The 18,900-nt window shown below is 30.5% G+C and carries 20 protein-coding genes; 7 read left to right on the top strand and 13 right to left on the bottom strand.

Annotation, left to right across the window (positions count from 1 at the left end):
* Position 1: 1 nt before the first annotated feature.
* Positions 2-1,027: a LacI family DNA-binding transcriptional regulator gene (locus WHD07_RS14450; RefSeq protein WP_343328981.1), complete on the bottom strand. Its 1,026-nt coding sequence runs from the start codon at positions 1,025-1,027 to the stop codon at positions 2-4.
* Positions 1,028-1,162: 135 nt separating this feature from the next.
* On the opposite strand from WHD07_RS14450, the gene WHD07_RS14445 reads away from it, so the two are divergent.
* From WHD07_RS14445 to WHD07_RS14430, 4 genes are all read left to right on the top strand, one after another.
* A complete protein-coding gene (locus WHD07_RS14445; protein WP_343328980.1) occupies positions 1,163-3,844 on the top strand; it encodes a TonB-dependent receptor domain-containing protein in 2,682 nt (893 codons plus the stop codon).
* An 86-nt stretch (positions 3,845-3,930) separates the two neighbouring features.
* Positions 3,931-5,235 carry an MGH1-like glycoside hydrolase domain-containing protein gene (locus WHD07_RS14440; protein WP_343328979.1) on the top strand — a complete coding sequence of 435 codons (1,305 nt, stop codon included), beginning with the start codon at positions 3,931-3,933 and terminating at the stop codon, positions 5,233-5,235.
* A 22-nt stretch (positions 5,236-5,257) separates the two neighbouring features.
* Positions 5,258-6,904, top strand: coding sequence for a sodium:solute symporter family transporter (locus WHD07_RS14435; RefSeq protein ID WP_343328978.1), 1,647 nt, complete (start codon positions 5,258-5,260; stop codon positions 6,902-6,904).
* Between the two features lie 11 nt (positions 6,905-6,915).
* Positions 6,916-8,040 carry a glycerate kinase gene (locus WHD07_RS14430; protein WP_343328977.1) on the top strand — a complete coding sequence of 375 codons (1,125 nt, stop codon included), beginning with the start codon at positions 6,916-6,918 and terminating at the stop codon, positions 8,038-8,040.
* A gap of 2 nt (positions 8,041-8,042) precedes the next feature.
* Here the strand turns inward: WHD07_RS14430 and WHD07_RS14425 are convergent, their stop codons facing one another.
* The gene (locus WHD07_RS14425; RefSeq protein ID WP_343328976.1) at positions 8,043-8,576 is read right to left on the bottom strand and encodes a hypothetical protein; all 534 of its coding nucleotides are present in this window, start codon (positions 8,574-8,576) and stop codon (positions 8,043-8,045) included.
* 77 nt (positions 8,577-8,653) lie between these two features.
* The gene (gene glpQ / locus WHD07_RS14420) at positions 8,654-9,628 is read right to left on the bottom strand and encodes a glycerophosphodiester phosphodiesterase (protein WP_343328975.1); all 975 of its coding nucleotides are present in this window, start codon (positions 9,626-9,628) and stop codon (positions 8,654-8,656) included.
* 48 nt (positions 9,629-9,676) lie between these two features.
* Between glpQ and WHD07_RS14415 the strand changes: the two genes are divergently transcribed.
* Positions 9,677-9,916, top strand: coding sequence for a hypothetical protein (locus WHD07_RS14415; protein WP_105047578.1), 240 nt, complete (start codon positions 9,677-9,679; stop codon positions 9,914-9,916).
* On the opposite strand, the gene WHD07_RS14410 is transcribed toward WHD07_RS14415, so the two are convergent.
* A complete protein-coding gene (locus WHD07_RS14410; RefSeq protein WP_343328974.1) occupies positions 9,917-10,456 on the bottom strand; it encodes a metal-dependent hydrolase in 540 nt (179 codons plus the stop codon).
* Positions 10,456-11,433 carry an endonuclease/exonuclease/phosphatase family protein gene (locus tag WHD07_RS14405; protein ID WP_105047576.1) on the bottom strand — a complete coding sequence of 326 codons (978 nt, stop codon included), beginning with the start codon at positions 11,431-11,433 and terminating at the stop codon, positions 10,456-10,458. The genes WHD07_RS14410 and WHD07_RS14405 overlap by 1 nt, the downstream gene beginning before the upstream one ends.
* Before the next feature lie 276 nt (positions 11,434-11,709).
* Here WHD07_RS14405 and hflX point away from each other — a divergent pair, with 276 nt between their 5' ends.
* Entirely contained in the window at positions 11,710-12,921 is a 1,212-nt protein-coding gene (gene hflX, locus WHD07_RS14400) for a GTPase HflX (RefSeq protein ID WP_105047575.1), read from the top strand.
* Positions 12,922-12,955: 34 nt separating this feature from the next.
* Positions 12,956-13,672, top strand: a complete 717-nt coding sequence (locus WHD07_RS14395) for a VIT family protein (protein WP_343328973.1) — start codon at positions 12,956-12,958, stop codon at positions 13,670-13,672.
* A gap of 118 nt (positions 13,673-13,790) precedes the next feature.
* Here the strand turns inward: WHD07_RS14395 and WHD07_RS14390 are convergent, their stop codons facing one another.
* The 8 genes from WHD07_RS14390 to WHD07_RS14355 form a co-directional block, all read right to left on the bottom strand.
* Positions 13,791-14,171, bottom strand: a complete 381-nt coding sequence (locus tag WHD07_RS14390; protein ID WP_343328972.1) for a GNAT family N-acetyltransferase — start codon at positions 14,169-14,171, stop codon at positions 13,791-13,793.
* On the bottom strand, positions 14,171-14,530 hold the full coding sequence (locus WHD07_RS14385) for a hypothetical protein (protein WP_343328971.1): 360 nt from the start codon (positions 14,528-14,530) through the stop codon (positions 14,171-14,173). The genes WHD07_RS14390 and WHD07_RS14385 overlap by 1 nt, the downstream gene beginning before the upstream one ends.
* Entirely contained in the window at positions 14,527-14,976 is a 450-nt protein-coding gene (locus WHD07_RS14380; protein WP_343328970.1) for a DMT family transporter, read from the bottom strand. Before WHD07_RS14380 ends, WHD07_RS14385 begins: the two co-directional genes overlap by 4 nt.
* Complete coding sequence (locus WHD07_RS14375; RefSeq protein ID WP_343328969.1) at positions 14,973-15,593, bottom strand: NAD(P)H-dependent oxidoreductase; 621 nt, start codon at positions 15,591-15,593, stop codon at positions 14,973-14,975. The genes WHD07_RS14380 and WHD07_RS14375 overlap by 4 nt, the downstream gene beginning before the upstream one ends.
* 71 nt (positions 15,594-15,664) lie before the next feature.
* Positions 15,665-16,264, bottom strand: a complete 600-nt coding sequence (locus WHD07_RS14370; protein WP_343328968.1) for a Crp/Fnr family transcriptional regulator — start codon at positions 16,262-16,264, stop codon at positions 15,665-15,667.
* A 203-nt stretch (positions 16,265-16,467) separates the two neighbouring features.
* A complete protein-coding gene (locus tag WHD07_RS14365; protein ID WP_343328967.1) occupies positions 16,468-17,082 on the bottom strand; it encodes a cysteine hydrolase family protein in 615 nt (204 codons plus the stop codon).
* 52 nt (positions 17,083-17,134) lie between these two features.
* Positions 17,135-17,725: a hypothetical protein gene (locus tag WHD07_RS14360; protein WP_343328966.1), complete on the bottom strand. Its 591-nt coding sequence runs from the start codon at positions 17,723-17,725 to the stop codon at positions 17,135-17,137.
* 39 nt (positions 17,726-17,764) lie between these two features.
* On the bottom strand, positions 17,765-18,880 hold the full coding sequence (locus WHD07_RS14355) for a CNNM domain-containing protein (RefSeq protein ID WP_343328965.1): 1,116 nt from the start codon (positions 18,878-18,880) through the stop codon (positions 17,765-17,767).
* Positions 18,881-18,900: the final 20 nt, after the last annotated feature.

The following is an 18,900-nucleotide window of genomic DNA, read 5'->3' as shown; positions in this document are numbered from 1 at the left end:
TTTAATCAGGCAAAAAAGTAGAAGCTCTAACTATTAAATTGGTTTTAATTTCTACCGTTTTACTACTAAGATAATTTTGAGGTTCTTGAATTTCTCTAATTAAATACTCTACAGCAATCTCTCCTATTCTTTTACCCGGTTGGTCTGTAGTAGTTAAATTAGGTTCTATAATGGTAGAATTTAAAGAGTTACTGAAACCTACTACCGCAATTTCCTCAGGTATTTTAATCTTAAATTTATTTAGAGTTTGTATTACTCCTACTGCAGCCGTATCAGTAATAGAAAATATGGCATCTGGTCTTTCTTTTAAACTAATTAATTGACTTGTTAATCGTCTTCCTTTTTTTAACGAAATATCATCAGTACTTAAAATTAGTTTTTCATCAACAGGAATATTGTACGTTTTTAGTGCTCTTAAGTATCCTTGAAATCGTCTTTCTGAATTATAAGAATGCTCAAATTCTTTAATAATTGCAATTCTTTTTTTACCAATATTTATCAAGTGTTCTACAGAGTTAAAAGCAGCTTGTTCTCCATTAATAATTATTTGAGTGCACGGAACTTTATTAGACACTTTATCAAATAACACTAATGGTTTTTGATTTAACGCATATAAAATAGGGTCTACTTCTATCGTATTCTTAGATAAAGACATTAAAATGCCATCCACACCAAACTGTAACATCGTTAATAACATTTCTTTTTCTCGATGTATATCATTATTAGATTCAGAAATAATAACTCTATATCCTTTCATTTCCGATTGCAATAAAATTTCCTTTAAAATTGTAGAAGTAAAATAAGATGTAATATCAGGAACAATAACTCCAATAATATTTGTTTTATGTAATCGAAACCCTTTTGCAAAGATATTAGGCATGTAATTTAACTTTTTTGCCAAATCCTTTACCCTCTTTGTAGTAGTAGGACTAATATCTGGATGATCATTTAAAGCTCTAGAAATAGTTGATGTAGATAAATTCAACATCTGAGCTAGTTGTTTTAGTGTAGTAACCTCTTTTTTCAAAATACATCGTTTTCGTAAAAATAGTAAAAACAAACGTTCCCGCAAACGTTTGCGTGGTATTATCGCAAATAATTGCATTATAAATAGTGTATATATCAATAATTTTGGAATATAATTAACTAATTCTTAAAAATCATGAAACATTTATTACTTACGTTATTATGTGTCTTTAGTTTTTCTGTGATAGCAGCACAGACAACTATAAAAGGAACAATTAAAGATAATACGGGCCAAGGGATTCCTGGAGCTAGTATTATTCTAAAAGGATCTACTTCTGGTGGAACATCTGATTTTGATGGAAACTACAGCTTTACATCTTCTGCAAGTGGAGAACAAACAATTCAGGTATCCTACATTGGGTTTACAACTTTTGAAAAGAAAGTGAATTTAAATGGAACCGCCGTTACAGTAAATGCTGTTTTAGAAGAAAGTTTAGGGCAATTAGATGAAATTCTTTTAACTGCATCTGCAACTTTTAGGTCTAAAAAAGAAACCCCAATGTCTATTAGCTCTATACAGCAAAAAGAAATTACAAAACTTTCTGCAAATAGTCAAGCAGATATTCTTAGAAGTGTGCCTGGTATTACCGCAGAAGGTGGTGGTGGAGAAACAGCAACCAACGTCTTTGTAAGAGGTTTGCCTTCTGGAGGGCAGTATGTATTTAACCCATTACAATATGATGGTATGCCGTTAATGAGTACGTTTGGTTTAAACTCATCTGCACATGATGTATATGCAAGACCAGATATCGGTTTTAAAGGAGTAGAATTTGTAAGAGGTGGAGCAGCTGTTTTATATGGTGCTGGCTCTGTTGCAGGTATCATTAACTATTCTAGTAAAACGGGAGATACAAATGCCGAAAACGTTGTTAATGTAGAATGGGCAGACAAAGGCCGTTTAAAAACAGACTTTTATACTGGAGGTAAATTAGGAGGAGAAGATTCTAATACATATTATGCTCTTACTGGTTTTGTTAGAAAAGATGACGGACCAATAGAAACAGGAATGCCAACTAAAGGGGTTCAGTTTAGAGGAAACATTAAAAAGAAATTCGACAAAGGATCTTTTACATTACACGGTCAGTTTATAAATGATAGAGCACAATTCTTTTTACCACTTCCGTTAGATGGAGACAGAAATAGAATTGATGGAAATGATGGAAAACCAGTTTCTCAATTACTATCAAGCGAATTAGCGCATACTTCATTTTTAACTGCAGGTGGCGCGTACACAAGTCCTATAGAAGATGGTGTTTACACCGCTGGTGGATATTTAATGGGAGATTTTGATTATAAATTTGCAGATGACTTAAGATTTAAATCAAAAATAAAATACGCAAATTACAAGCATAATTTTGCATTATATGTAGGTGGTAGCGGTGATAACGGAAACCCAATTTCTTTAAGTGATTATGTTTCTAATGTAGCACCAGGAAACCAAGGGTATACAGCACAATATCAAGGAAGTGCTGCTGGCTCATCTGTCAACAATTCAGATTTAGTAGTAGATAATTTACATGTAGATAGATTAAGACCTATGACAGATTATTCTGGTGAAGCTTCTTTAACTAAGACAATAGAAACCGATAAAGGAACTCATAATATTACTGCTGGTGTGTATTTAGCATTAACAGAAGCAGAAGATGTAAACTATCAATACAGAGTTTTATCAGAATTTAACAACAACCCACGCTTAGTAAACCTAAGCTATGTAGATGCAAGCGGTAATGATGTTACTTTTTCTGAAGGAGGATTATACAATAGAATTGGTATGACATCAAACAAATTCTTAACTCAAAATAAAACAGCATTTTACTTAACAGATGAAATGGTTTTTGATAAATGGCGTTTTGATGCTGGTATTAGAATAGAAAACACAAATGGTACTTTTAGTAACGGAAATATTGTAAAAAGCAACGTTTATGATGATGCTACTCTAACTGCAGAACTAGCAAATGTAAAGTATGCAGACGGAAGTTTTACAAGAGGAAATATCGACGCTACAGATTGGGCATTATCTTTAGCTGCATTACACAATTTAACAGACGAGGTTAACTTATATGCAAACTTTTCTAAAGGATTTTTCTTTCCACAAATTAGAAGTTTTACTCCGGTACCTGGTATTAAAGACACTAAATATGACTCAGAAAAAATTATTCAATTTGAGGCTGGTGTAAAATTAGGTAAAGAAAAACTATCGGGTTCTTTAGCAGCGTATTATGTTGGTTTAAGCGACCGTATTAAAATAACACAAGGATTTAATGCTGCAGGAACTTTAATTGATAAAACAAGATCAGAGCAAGCTACAAAAACATTAGGTTTAGAAGCAAACTGGACATATAAATTAACTGATTATTTAGACTTTAGAGGTACAGCCACATACCAAGAACACGAAATTACTAAAAACATCGATGAAGATTTAGAAAACGGTGGTTCTGCAGAAATAAATATTGGTAATAAACTAGCAAGACAACCTAACTTTTTAACAAGTTTAAGTTTAAACTATGACAATAATAGCTTTGACGCATTATTCTCTTTAAACCATACAGGAAAAAAGTTTGCAGCAGATAATAACAATGTAGAGTTAGATGCTATAAACATTATTAGATTAGGTGCTGGTTATACTTTTGGTTTAAATGATACAGAAAATAGCAAAGAAAACTTAAGACTAGGAGTTTCTGTCTTTAACTTATTTGACAGTTCTGGTATTACAGAAGGAGATCCAAGAAATGTAAACCAATCCGGTGATGCAGAATTTTTTAATGGAAGACCAATTTTACCAAGAAGAGTTTTTATCACAGCAACATTAAATTTTTAATAAATCAAATTTGAATTAAAGTTTTCTCACTACTCAAAAGAGATTTTGGGTAGTGAGTTTTAAAATTAAGAAATACCAATTCTATAATGAACAAATTACAAGAACAAGCAATCGAAGTACTTAATAATAACTGGACAGGCAGTTTTAGCATACCTTGTGCCAATTTATATCCTTTTCAATGGAAATGGGACTCTGGTTTTATAGCCATTGGTTTTGCTCATTTTGATATGCCTAAGGCAGAAAAAGAAATTGAAACTTTACTAGACGCACAATGGGAAAACGGATTTATTCCTCACATTATATTTCATACAGAAAATGATAGTTATTTTCCTGGTGCTAATTTTCATCGTTCAGATTTACATCCTTTATCATCTAAAAAATACAAATCAACAGGGATGACACAACCGCCCGTTATTGGTTTTGTATTAGAAGAAATGTATAAAATTAGCAATCAAAAAGAGGCTTCTTTAAAATACATTGAATCTGTAATTGATAAAGTATATTTTAATCACGAATATTTTTACGAAAATAGAGACCCACAAAATGAAGGTTTAGTTTATATTTATCATAATTGGGAATCTGGTACAGACAACTCTCCTATTTGGGATGATATTTGGGATACAATGAATCCGCCAGAATATACTTTTGAAAGAAGAGACACTACTCATGTAGATGCAGCACAACGTCCATCTAAAAGAGAATACGATCATTATTTACACATTATAGAAATTGCAAAAGAGCATAATTATAGTGATGAAAAAATAGCAGAATTATCGCCTTTCTTAGTTCAAGATCCTTTATTTAATGCCATGTTAATCAAATCAAACGAAAGTTTAATAGCTTTATACAAATTGATTGGCGGCAATAATGATAAAATTGAGCAATTAAAAAAATGGCAAGAAAAAAGTATCTCATCTTTTAATAATAAATTATTTGATGAAGAAATAGGTGCTTATGTTCATTATGATTTAAGAAATGAAAAACCTTTAAGGTATTTATCTTCATCTTCTTTTTCTCCATTATTTGCAGGTATTCCATCAAAAGAAAGAGCAGAAAGAATGGTAAACATAATGATGGACAAATTTGGGAATGAAAATCAATATTTATGTGCTTCTTTTGACCCAACAAGTGATCGTTTTAACCCAAAGAAATATTGGAGAGGCCCCGTTTGGATTAACCTAAATTGGATGTTATATAGAGGATTAAGAGATTATAAGTTCAATGACATTTCAGAACGTGTAAAACAAGATTCTATAGAAATGATTGAAAAAAATGGCTTTTACGAATATTTCGATTCTAGAAAAGAAGAGCATAAAGAAGGAAAAGCAGGTTACGGAGGAAATCATTTTTCTTGGAGTGCAGCTTTATTAATTGATATGCTTAAAAATTAATTCTACTTAAAACAAACTGACTATGAATTGGCTAGACTATAGTATTGTACTATTTTATATTATTTTCTTTTTAGGAATGGGTTTTTTCTTTAAAGAAAATAAAGACTCAAAAGATTACTTTTTAGGAGGTAAAAGTATGGGGTGGTTTCCACTGAGTTTATCCACCATGGCTACTCAATTATCTGCCATCAGTTTTATTTCTGCACCCGCTTTTGTTGGTTTAAAATTAGGTGGAGGTATGAAATGGTTAACCTTTGAGTTTGCCGTTCCATTAGCAATGATTTTTATTATGATTGTTATCATTCCGCCACTATTTAAATCTGGTGTAGTTAGTATTTACGAGTTTGTAGAAAAACGTTTTAGTACTTCTACTCGATTAATCCTAAGTATTGTTTTTCAAATTAGTCGTGCCTTAGGTACAGGTGTTATGGTGTATACCATTGCCATTATTTTACAAGCAGTTTTAGATATCGATTTTGTGTATACCATTTTAATTATAAGTGTAATTACCATCATTTATTCTTGGCAAGGTGGTATGAAAGCTGTTGTTTGGGGAGATGCTATACAAATGATTATTTTATTTGCAGGTTTAATTATTTGCTTGTATTTCGGTTGGAGTATTTTACAAGAAAATGGTGGTTTGGCAAATGGTTTTGATCCTGAAAGATTAAAAGTAATCGACTATAATTTAGGTATTGGAGAAGGAAACGAATATGGCTTGTTACCAATGATTATTGGAGGTTTCTTTTTATATGCTTCTTATTACGGATGCGATCAAACACAAGCGCAAAGAATGTTATCTGCCAAAGATGAAAAAACGATTAAACAATTATTATTAGCCAACGGACTTTTAAGGTTTCCGGTAGTTTTAATCTATTGCATTATGGGTTTAGTAATTGGTGGTTTAATAACACAAGCTCCTGGTTTTCTAGAAGAAATAGCAATGACTACTCAAAAATATTTTCCAGAAGAATACGCCTCTCATGGTGTAAAAGCAGATTTAATGATTCCAGTTTTTATCATGAAATATTTACCACATGGTTTAATCGGTATTTTAATGGTAGGTATTTTATCGGCAGCAATGTCTTCTTTAAGTTCTACAGTTAATTCATTATCAGCAGTTACGGTTGAAGATTTTTTTAACAGAGGAAAAGTAAAACTAACCAACAAAAAATACATGCTAATTTCTAAAGGTTCAGTTGTATTTTGGGGTGTTATTTGTATTGCAGCAGCCTTTCTTTTTGGAGGAAGTAAAAGCGCAGTAATAGAAATTATAAATGCAATAGGTTCTGTATTTTACGGCCCTGTTTTAGTAACGTTCTTTTTAGCTTTTTTCTCAAAAAAAGTAAATCATATTGGTATGAATGCTGCCATAATTTCTGCAGTACTTATTAACTTAATATTTTCTAAAACAATACAAGAACTATTTCACATAGATCTAGGTTTTAATATTTTCTGGATTTGGTTAAACTTTACCGGAGTTATCATAGCACTGGTAGTTGCCTATACAGTAAGTGCATTTACACGTGGTACCGCTGTAAAACAAATTTCTAACTTTAATGTGAGTATTAAAAAAGAAGACTTTATGATAAAAGAGGTATACATTCTTGTTGGCTTTTTTGTTTTTATAGTTGCATTTAGTTATTTCCTACCAAGTATCCTAAATTAAAAATTAAGCAAATGAAAATAGTACTAGCACCCGACAAGTTTAAAAATTCTTTAACAGGTTTAGAATTTTGTGATATTGTTGAAAAAGGAATTTTAGAAGAGTCCCCTAACACCAAAATTCTTAAATTACCATTAGCAGATGGTGGTGATGGTACTATTGATGTTGTAAAATATTACTTAAAAGGAAGTACAATACACCTAAAAGTAAACAACCCTTTTTTTAAAACTATAGATGCATCCTATATCTATTCAGAAAAAACACATACTGCTTTTATAGAAATGGCAGAGGCTTCTGGTGTTAAGTTACTACAACAAGCACAATTCGACTGTAAAAATGCAACCACCTTAGGAACAGGAGAAATGATTATTGATGCCTTAAAAAAAGGCGCAAAAACTATTATTATAGGTATTGGAGGAAGCGCCACCAACGATTGTGGAATTGGCATGGCAACCGCTTTGGGATATCATTTTTTAGATAAAAACCATAAAATAGTGCAACCCATTGGCGCTAATTTATCTGCTATAAAAGCGATAGATACTAGCAAGGTTCATCCCTTATTAAGCAACGTACGTTTTAAAATTGCTTGTGATGTTACCAATCCTTTATATGGAGAAAATGGTGCTGCTTATGTTTATGGAGCTCAAAAAGGAGCTACTAAAGAAGATATTATAATGCTAGACAAAGGACTTCAAGATTTCTCTAAGGTTTTAAACAATGTTTTTACTATTGATGTCCAATCCGTAAAAGGTGCTGGGGCCGCAGGCGGTATGGGAATTGCGTCTAAACTATTCTTAAACGGAACTTTAGAACCTGGTATTCAAATGATAAAAGACATCGCTAATTTTGATGCTCAAATTGAAGGTGCAGATTGGATTATTACCGGTGAAGGTAAATTAGACACCCAAACCATGTCTGGAAAAACAATTAAAGGTGTATTAACATCCGCAATAGCTAAAAAAATAAAAGTGGCTGCTTTTTGTGGTGCTACAGATTTAAATGATAAACATTTAGAAGAGTTTGGAATTTTATATACAGATACCGTTATCAATTATGCAAAAGATTTAGACGACTCCATGCAAAACAGTAAAAAGTACTTACACTTATTAGCTAAAAAATTCGCCTTAAAATACCTTTAAAATTAGCTCCAAGGTTCCTCATTCGGTTCTAATTGTTTCTGGCTTGTAATTATCGTTTTCGCCTTTTGATCTACTTCACCTATTTTTAAACAGGAAAATAATAAAAAAGAAATTTTTAAATCTTTCTCTTCTAAAAGTTGAAGTTTAATAAAATCATTAAAACCCGTATCTAAAAAAGATTCATCTATCTCTGCTATTTTAGTACCATTTTTATAAATTGATTTTTTCTTATGATGATGTATTTTTAGTTGATACGTAAGATCATTGAAATTAATAGAATATATTGTTTTTTTAGCATTCTCAGAAATTAATTCTGTAACAACTCCATGATCATCTTTTATAGTAAATACCATTTTCCATTTCCAAAATTTAAATTTTTTAGAAATGTAAAAAATGATTTTATCTTGAGAATTAAAAAGCTCAGAACCAAATTTACCAAACTCCATAAACCATTTAGAACTGTATAATTTTTTATCTGCTTTAAAAAGATCTAAAGTATTATTATCGTGTTTTATAGAATAAACTTCTGTGCTCATAAATTATAAATTAAAAAATAAAAATACTGCAACTAAATAGAATTTCAATTTATTTATGCCACTTTTTAATGTAATTTTTACTTTTTTAAGAATGCCGAAACTTTGTCTGGAAAATCTGTAAAAGCGCCATCAATATTTGCATCAATTAAAAGGGTTTTCATCATTTCATCAAAACTAGTAAATTCATCTAAAGCATCTGCTCTAAAAGTGTAAGGATGTACCTTTAAACCAAATTTATGTGCCTCAGAAACTAAACTAGTAAACTGCCATTTACCAGCTACTTTTTTATCCAAAATCTGTTTGTACCAAGGTCCTACTCCATCTGCATAGGTTGCAAAATATTCTAATTGCTTTGCTTCTTCGGGAAATTCTATTAACTGAACTAAAAATAATGCTGATTTTAATTCTTTCCGAATCCTTTCTAATTCTTTGGCGTCAAAACATTGTAAAATACAATTGTCTGCTTTTGTTGTGTAACCATAATCAGAAAGTGTTTTTAAAACAATTGCCGTTAAATTTTTTCCTTCTTTTTGATGAAAAGCAGGATCTTTAATTTCTGGATAAATTCCAATATTTTTTCCTGTCGATTTATTTAACCCTTGTATCAGTGCTATTTCTTCTTGAAAAGAATGCAGTTTAAAATTTCCTTTTCCTTTCGGAAAACGATTTGCATACACTTGCTTACCCGTTTCTGGATTAAAACGTTCCGACACTTTTAAGGTTTGTAACTCATTAAAAGTAAAATCAATTACATAAAAACGATTGTCTTCTCTTTTTTTATCAGGAAACTTTGTAGCAACATCCGTTACATCATCCAAATAAATATCATGAATAACAATAGGAACATCATCTTTACTTAACACCAAATCTTGCTCTATAAAATCTGGATTCATTGCACACGCCATTGCCTTTGCTTCTATGGTATGTTCTGGTAAATAACCTGAAGCACCTCTATGTGCAATCACAATTTTTGTATTCATAGGAGTTTCTGTTTTAGGTGGATTGCAAGAAATGAGTAGCAATCCAATCAAAAATAACAAAATTGATTTCATTTGGTTATAAATTAGAAATTAAAGATATAACTTTTGTAATTTTGCTGCATGAAGTTAACGTTAAAAATAATGTTTGTTGTCTTTTTAATTTGGATGGCAATTGGTATCTATTTGGTAAATACAGAACATGAAAAAGCACAAATTGTTATGGGCTTAGGTGTTTTTTACTTTTCTTTTCTGTTTATGCCTTTCTTTATTTATTACAGATACAGAGATGGTAAGTACAAAAAATACATCTTAAATGATGAAAAACTAAAAAATGCTTTTAAAGATTTTGGTAAAGAGTAATTATTCTTTTTTTCTAAATAATTTTATTCCAATAACATAAACTAAACTGGGTATTCCAATCCATTTTAATTCGCTTATCAGCACATTTACACCTCTTTGAGAGAAAAATTTCGAAATTCCGATAGGCGATACTTTAATCACTTTCCAAGGAAAAAAGTAACGTGTATTATCAAAAGGACTAAATAATGCAACGCCTTTCCCTCCTGTAGTTAATGCATCTAAAAGACTATGAGAAACGGTACATAAAAAGAAACAAAGAATCAATAAAATAACTTTTTTGTAATCCGCCTTAAAAAGCGGATAATAAAAAATTAGTGAAAAGAAAATTCCTAGTAGAAGTGCAAAAACGATGGAGTGAGAAAAACCTCGATGCCCCCAAAAAGAACTGTAAGAAATACCAAAGTTAAAACCTATAACATCTAAATCTGGTACAACTGCACAACCAACACAAATTAACCAAAATTTTATTGATTTAAAAGGTTTTGAAAACGAAGAACCTATTGCTATGGCGGCAACTGCATGACCAAATATAGAAGCCATTACTTAGCTTTTTTAAAAAAAGTATATACAGGAAAATGGTCTGAAAAACCTCCTTGATACCAAGGACCAATATAGGTTCTAAACGGACTTCCTTTTAGTTTTCCTTTAAATATTTTTAGCCATTTTTTGTTAAAAACAGCAGCATGTTTAAAAACCAATTTACCTTCTTTTTTTTCCAAGAAATTTTTAGAAATAATAATTTGATCAAATAAATTCCATTTACGCTCATAAGTTAAAGAACCAACTGCTTCTCTGTCTAAAATACTTGCCATTGGGTTGTAAAAATCTTCTGTTACTAAATATTCTTTTACACTTTTACTGGTTGGATCGTCATTAAAATCGCCCATAATTAAAATCTTCGCATCAAAATTTCTAGCCTGAATAACCTCTACAATAGTACTTGCTAATTTTGCTGCTTCCACACGTTTGTATTCAGATTCTTCTACCCCTTCTCTTCTAGAAGGCCAATGATTTACCAAAATATGAACCAATTCTCCGTTTAAGTTTCCGTACACAACTAAAACATCTCGTGTATAATCCCTTTTCCCCTCATCATCCTCTAAATATAACGGAAAATGCTCTGACCCTAATAATTCAAACAATTGCTTATTGTACAAAAGGGCAACATCAATACCTCTATCATCCGGAGAATCATAGTGTACAAAGCCGTAATGATGTTTTCTTAAATCTTTAGAATTCACCAAATCCCTTACAACCTTGGCATTTTCTACCTCTACCAACCCAACAATTGCTGGTGTATAATAAGATTGCTCTTTACCCAATTGAGAAATTACAGAGCCTAGTTTTTTAATTTTATCTCGATAGCGTTTGTGGTTCCAATTATTTTTTCCGTTTGCTGTAAAATCATCATCAAACGTTTTGGGGTCATTTACAGTGTCAAATAAATTTTCTACGTTATAAAAACCTACCGTAAAAATATCTTTACTTTTTTTTGATGATAAAAAAAATGAACCCATTTATATATTTTTTTGTGAACCGTAAAAATAAGTAAATAAACCATTGCTATTCGTAACTTAAATTATATGTTTTGTTAACATAAACCTGTATTATCTTACCTTTTTCTAATATAAATTTGCCATGATTAAAATCTGAATGAATATTAAACTTAAAAACCAATTGCTATAAGAAAGAAAATTATTGAATTTGAATTTGAATTAATTATTAAAATCCTTAATCTTTATTGAGGATTTTTTTGTGCCTTTACAAATCAAATCTTTGTATTTTTGTAATCTATGATAGACGAACGCGAAGTTATTTCTGAAAAAGCAGTTTTAATTGGTATTATTTCTCAGCAACAAGATGAAATTCAATCTACAGAATATTTAGATGAATTAGAATTTTTAACGTTGACTGCAGGTGGAGTTGCCGTAAAACGTTTTGTTCAAAAAATGGAAAAACCAAACCCTAAAACGTTTTTAGGTATTGGTAAATTAGAAGAAGTTAGCAATTATATAGAAGCCAATAATATTGGTACTGCTATTTTTGATGACGAATTATCTCCTGCTCAAATACGTAATATTGAGAAGGTTTTAGATTGTAAAATTTTAGATAGAACCAATCTTATACTTGATATTTTTGCACAAAGAGCGCAAACAAGTTCTGCTAAAACACAAGTAGAATTGGCACAATGTCAATATTTATTACCACGTTTAACCAGACTTTGGACTCACCTAGACAAGCAAAAAGGGGGTATTGGAATGCGTGGACCTGGTGAAACCGAAATTGAAACGGATAGACGTATTATTCGTGATAAAATAGTACTCTTAAAAAAGAAGCTACAAACCATTGATAAACAAATGGGTGTGCAACGTAAAAACCGTGGTAAAATGGTTAGAGTTGCTTTAGTTGGATACACCAATGTTGGTAAATCTACCTTAATGAACGTAATTAGTAAAAGTGAAGTTTTTGCTGAAAACAAATTATTTGCAACCTTAGATACTACGGTTAGAAAAGTGGTGATTAAAAATATCCCTTTCTTATTAACAGATACTGTTGGTTTTATAAGAAAGCTACCAACGCAATTGGTAGAATCTTTTAAATCTACTTTAGATGAAGTACGTGAAGCAGATTTATTATTACATGTTGTAGATATTTCTCATCCTAATTTTGAAGATCATATTGCCTCTGTAAATACTATTTTGGCAGATATTAAATGCGCAGATAAACCAACTTTAATGGTTTTTAATAAGATTGATGCCTATTCTCATGAAACCATTGATGAAGATGATCTCGTTACAGAAAGAGAGAAAAAACATTATACATTACAAGATTGGGAAAAAACTTGGATGAATGATTATGAAGTAGAATCTATCTTTATTTCGGCTTTAAACAAAGACAATTTAGAAGATTTTAAAGAAAAAGCATACGAAGAAATAAAGAAAATTCATATTCAACGTTTTCCTTATAATGACTTTTTGTATTATGAATACAAAGAAGAAGAGTAAAATTTGAATATAATTTTAGTAAACTTCAAATAAAATGGATGATAAACCTGCTGAATTAGATGAATATTTAGACAATCATTATATACACAGAAGTAATTGGTTAAGAGCAGCTGTACTTGGTGCAAATGACGGAATTTTATCTACCGCAAGTTTAGCGATAGGTGTAGCAGCTGCTTCTGACATAAGAGAGCCCATTATTTTAGCAACTTTAGCAGGTTTGGTTGCCGGTGCTTTATCTATGGCGGCAGGAGAATATGTTTCTGTAAGTTCTCAAACAGATATTGAAACTGCCGATATTGAAAGAGAAAGAATAGAATTAGAAGAAATGCCAGAGTTAGAACTACAAATGCTGGCAGATATATATGAACAAAGAGGGCTTAAAAAAGAAACTGCGTTCATTGTAGCTAAAGAACTAACCGAAAAAGATGCATTAGCAGCACATGTTAGAGACGAGTTAGGTATAAACGAGGTAAGCAAAGCAAATCCTATTCAGGCCGCAATAGCCTCTGGAGCAGCTTTTACAGTTGGCGGATTACTACCTTTTTTAGTAACAATCTTTCTTCCTTTAAAAAGTATGGAGTATGCTATTTATGGCTCTGCAATTATCTTTTTAATAATTTTAGGAGCATTAGCTGCTAAAGCTGGAGGTTCTAATATTACAAAAGCAGTGCTAAGAATTACTTTTTGGGGAACCATCGCCATGGGTATAACTGCTTTGGTTGGGTATTTATTTAATGTAAATATTGCATAGGCGCCACATATCCTGTTACTAATACTCATTTTTAACAAGTCTAATACAACTTATTTTTTAATCTTTATGACAGTTATTATTTACAGAAATCCAACAATTTAGTCAATACACATTTTCTTTACAAACGCTGCTGAAGTGTATAATTTTTTATAGAAAATTGTTCTTCAAATCCCAATTTCAAATACAACCCTTTTCCCATATCAGATGATTGTAAGGTAATATAATCACTATTCATATGAATTGATTTATTTATTAGAAGTTTCATTATTTGTTCTGCATAACCTTTTCTTCTTTGCTCTGGTATAATACCAACGGAGTGAATACCTGTAACATTATTTGTTGTATGCAAAACACCTGTTCCAACAGCTTCATTTTTATGATAAGCAATATAATAATCAGTATTTTTTTGAGGTTTGATTAGCAATACTGGATTGATGTAATATCCAAAAGATTTATAAAATAGCTTAGTCCACAAATTAGCTTCCTTTTCGGTAGACACTATTTTAAAATTTTTAATTCATCAAATAAGTGCTTCACCTTTAAAGACATTCCCGTTTGTTCAAACTTTTTAACAAATCCATTTTGCTCTAATATTTCAAAAGAATTACTATTGTAAATATCCCAATATGGAATAATTAGGTTGGTAGAAGTGGACAACAATCTTTCTTTAGCCAATGCAATTGTGTTTTTACTAATTTCTTGATTAAACCATAATCTATTTGGCCATTCAGAATATTCTATTAAGCTATAATCAAACTTTGGTTCCTTAAAATAGGCATTGATTGATTCGCTTGCTGTTTGCCAAAGAGAAGTTAAGTTCTTTATATTAGCATTTGTTAAGTTTGTAGTTTCTTTCATTTTATATTGATTAAAATAATTCCTGACATCATTATAATAAGGCCTAAGCCTCTTTTAAAAGTTACGGGTTCTATTGGTAGATTTAACCAACCGAAATGACCAGCAATTATAGAGAACCCTATTTGCCCAAATAACCCTAAAGATATCATTGTTGATATTCCTAATTTAGGAATGGTATAATAGTATAAACTAATACCCAATACACTAAATAATCCTCCCGTAAACCATAAATAAAAAGGTATCTGCTTTAAATCCATCCAATTAGGAGCGCTTTTAATGCTAATTAACACAAAAGCTATTGCAAAAACAGTACTACTAAAAAAGGCTACAGCCGAAGCTAACAATGGGTTTTTTAATAGAACACCTAAATTAGAGTTTAACCCACCTTGTACTGCTAAAAAGACTCCTCCTAATATTGCTAATACCGATAATGAAGCTTGATTCATAATAATTCATTTAAAGGCTTTCTTACTTTCGGACGATTTTGGGAGAGGTCTTTATAAGAACGATAACCGATAGTTGCAATTACTGCTGCATTTAGCCCTTGTTCTGTAAGCCCCAATATATCATTATATCTTTCCGATTCAAACCCCTCCATTGGACATGAATCAATTTTTAATTCTGCACACGCACTAAGTAAATTCCCAAGAGCCAAATATGTTTGTCGAGAAGTCCAATTAAATAATTCAGATGTTGACATCTCCTTAATTTTACCTTTTATAAAATTACCATATTCTATAAGGTTTTTCACTTCTATTCCCTGTGATTTAGCAGTCATATATAGAAAATCATCTACATGCTTAGTTTTAACATTCGTAAAATTACAAAAGACGACTAAATGAGATGCTTCCGTTACCTGATTTTGCCCCCAAGAGACAGCTTTTAATTTTTCTCGTAAAAAAGTATTTTCTACAATAATTACTTTATACAATTGCAATCCATAAGATGATACAGATAATTGAATAGCTTCCTTTAATTTTTCTAAATCTTCTGATGAAATCTTTTTTGATGAATCAAATTTTTTAGTTGCGTATCTCCATTTTAAGTTTTCTAGATAGTTCATAATACTCCTGTTTTAAATTTATAAGACAAAAATATTTGAAAGAAAAGCTTCTGACATTTACATATGTTGATTCAATGCTTTTTTTTTAATTCTTTACGAATTCGACTTAACTGAGTTGGAGTGATCCCTAGATGTGATGCAAGATGTAATTGTTGTATTCTCTGGTCAATATTCGGATATTTTAAGAGTAATTCCAAATACCTTTCAGTTGCATTCTCCATAACAAGAGAAACCTCTTTTTGTTCTTTTTCAATAACCCAATTATTTTCCAAATAAGCGATATAGAAATTTTTTAAGTCGATATTCTCCTCAATAAACTGTCTATATTTTTTATAATCAAGACTGATAAGAATAGTGTTTTCAAGAGTTTCCAATGTAAAATTTGAAGGGGTACTTAGAAGATAGGAAACTGTCGAACCCGCAAAATCAGTTTCTAGAAAAATGTTTTTATTATAAATGTTTCCGTTATTATCTGTTACATATGCTCTTAAAGCTCCTTTACAAACAAAATGGATGTTTTTTGCAATCTGTCCATTTCTTAGTAAGATTTCACCTTTTTTTAACTCTTGAAACTTAATTATTGATTCTATTAACAACCAAGAGTCAACAGATATTTTAGAGTAACTCTCTATTTTTTTTTTAAATTCTGAAATGTATTTTTCTCTTTTCAAACGTATTTTTTTATGACTTGAAACTTTGCTATATATTAAAAGTTCTGTTTAAAATGAACTTCTATTATCCGCAAGTAAATAGAAGCTTTCAGAAATGCAACTGATTTTAATTAAGTACTAATTTAAGAATTTTTATTATATGATGTAAGCTGTAGTTATTATTATACAATATATAACACAAAAAAGTTACTGTTATTTTTATCTTAATTGCATAAAAACCTCTCTGTTGTTAAAACAGTTGAATAATAATAGTTTAGCGCACCTAAAAATGCTTTTTGAACCTCTTCCGCTTTAACAATTTCATTATTAATTTCTATGTCTTTTGTAGCACAAGCATCACTAATTACAATACATTCAAATCCAAAGTCCTTTGCAGCTCTCGTTGTAGCATCCACGCACATATGAGTCATCATTCCGCATATTACTAATTTTTTAATTCCAATTTCTCTTAAAGAATACAAAAGTTCAGTTTCTCTAAAGCTATTAGGATAGTTTTTGGTAATTATTTTCTCATTTTTAATAGGTTTAACACTCTCGTGTATTTCATTACCAAAAGTATTAGGTATAAAGAAAGTTGAATTTGGTCTAGTTGAAAAATGTTGTATATGGATTACAGGCATTTTTTTGCTTCTAAAATTTTTCAAAATTAACTGTGCATTTTGTCCTGCTTTTAGAGGTTTATTGAGTTCCATTTTCCCTCCTTTGAAATAATCATTTTGAATATCAATTAATACTAAAGCTGTTTTCATATTTTTTACTTGAGCTTTTAATGTAAATATCCAAACGATGAAGAATACGAATGTTGTTGCCTTTTTCATTCTGTTTAATTTTAATCATTACTATTTAGTTTAGACCAAAATTAATTGATTGCTATACAATAACACGTTGACTTAAATCAAGACTTTTTAATCTTGATAATGTTTCTGGCCTCATCTTAAGATAGGAAGCAATAATGCGTTGAGGGAATAATTGTTCAACAAAGCCACGCTGTTTTATTAAAACTTGATACCTTTTTTTTGCCGAAAAGTTAATTAAAGTAGTTTCTTTTAGGCATTTTCTAACAAAAAGGGCATCACTAAAAGCTTTGAAAAAAATCAACCAATCTAAGTCTTTTTGTAAAATTACGTATTCCTTATAAGTAATTACATATACTTCAGTAACTGCATTGGCTTTAAAGTTTGCTGGTGAAGGTGATTGTGTTAGAAAACTTCTGTATGATGAAATTAAAGATAAGGGAGAATACAATTCATTTACACTTATATCATTATTATCATCTTCAAAAAAAGAAAATAAACTTCCAGATTTAACAATTCCTATATACGAAGAGATATCTCCTTCTTTTACAAAGAAATCGTTTTTCTTTACGGTTATTATTTTAGCCTTTTTCAGAAAATCATCTGCAAATTGAGCTGGGAGTTTTAATTCTTCAAACAGTTGTCTTAATTCTTGAATTGATGTCATTATTTTTTAAATTATGCACAACCTTATATCAGAATAAAACTACTCCTCTTTTTTATCTTCAATAATCCCCATTCTTTTTGCGCGGTCTTTCCATGATTTTCTAGCATGTGCTTGCAAGTCTGCAACAGAATCACTTTCATCTATAATTTCTAAACCAAGTAGGGTTTCAATTACATCTTCTTGAGAAACAAGTCCACTAACAGAACCATATTCATCTACCACTAAGGCAATATGTTCTTTTTCTTTAATTAATTTTTCAAATAAATTAGGAATTGACAAATCTCTATTTGTAACTATAATATCTCTTTTTATAGAAGCCAAAGTAGCATCTCCTTTTCCGTTAATTAGTGCTTCTAGTAAATTGTCTTTTAAAAAATACCCGGTAATTTCATCAGGATTTTCAGCAAAAACAGGAATCCTAGAAAAACGTAAATTTTTATGATCATTATAAAAAGATTGTATGGTCTGACTTTCATCAGCAATTTCTAAAACAGACCTTGGCGTCATTACATCATTTACCTTTATATCATTAAAACCTAATAAATTTCTTATAACCTTACTTTCATTTTCATGAAAAACACCATCTTTTTCAGCCATTTCAGTCATTACCAAAAACCCCTCTCTACTTAACACGCCACCGTGCCCTTTTCCTCCTATTAATTTTGTTGTTAATTGCAAAACCCATAAAAAACCAGTCCATTTTAATGGAAAAATCATAATTTTTAAAGCTTTAGAAGTAAAATTAGCTAACTGTTTCCAATACGTTGCTCCGATTGTTTTAGGTATAATTTCTGAAGCTACTAGAATTAAAATTGTCATTATTGTAGAAACTACACCTACCATAACGTCTTCCGTTAATTTAATTCCAAAAACTGTTTTAACAGAAGTACCATACATTTCTGCATAGGCTACTTTTGCTTGTACACCAACCAAAATTGCTCCAACTGTGTGTGCTATTGTATTAATTGTTAAAATTGCAATTAAAGGTTTGTCTACGTCTTTTTTAAGAATTTCTAATTCAGTAGCAAACGCATGCCCTTCATTTTTTTTAAGGTTGATAAAAGTTGGTGTAATACTAAGCAATACCGCTTCTAAAATAGAACACAAGAATGAAAAGAAAATAGAGATTGTAGCGAAAATTATTAATAATGTCATCAATAAAGGTTTAGAATGTA

This window comes from Polaribacter staleyi (genome assembly GCF_038024045.1).
Taxonomy (GTDB): domain Bacteria; phylum Bacteroidota; class Bacteroidia; order Flavobacteriales; family Flavobacteriaceae; genus Polaribacter; species Polaribacter butkevichii.
The sequence above is the reverse complement of the archived record's forward strand: the minus strand, read 5'-3'. Positions and strand labels throughout refer to the sequence as shown.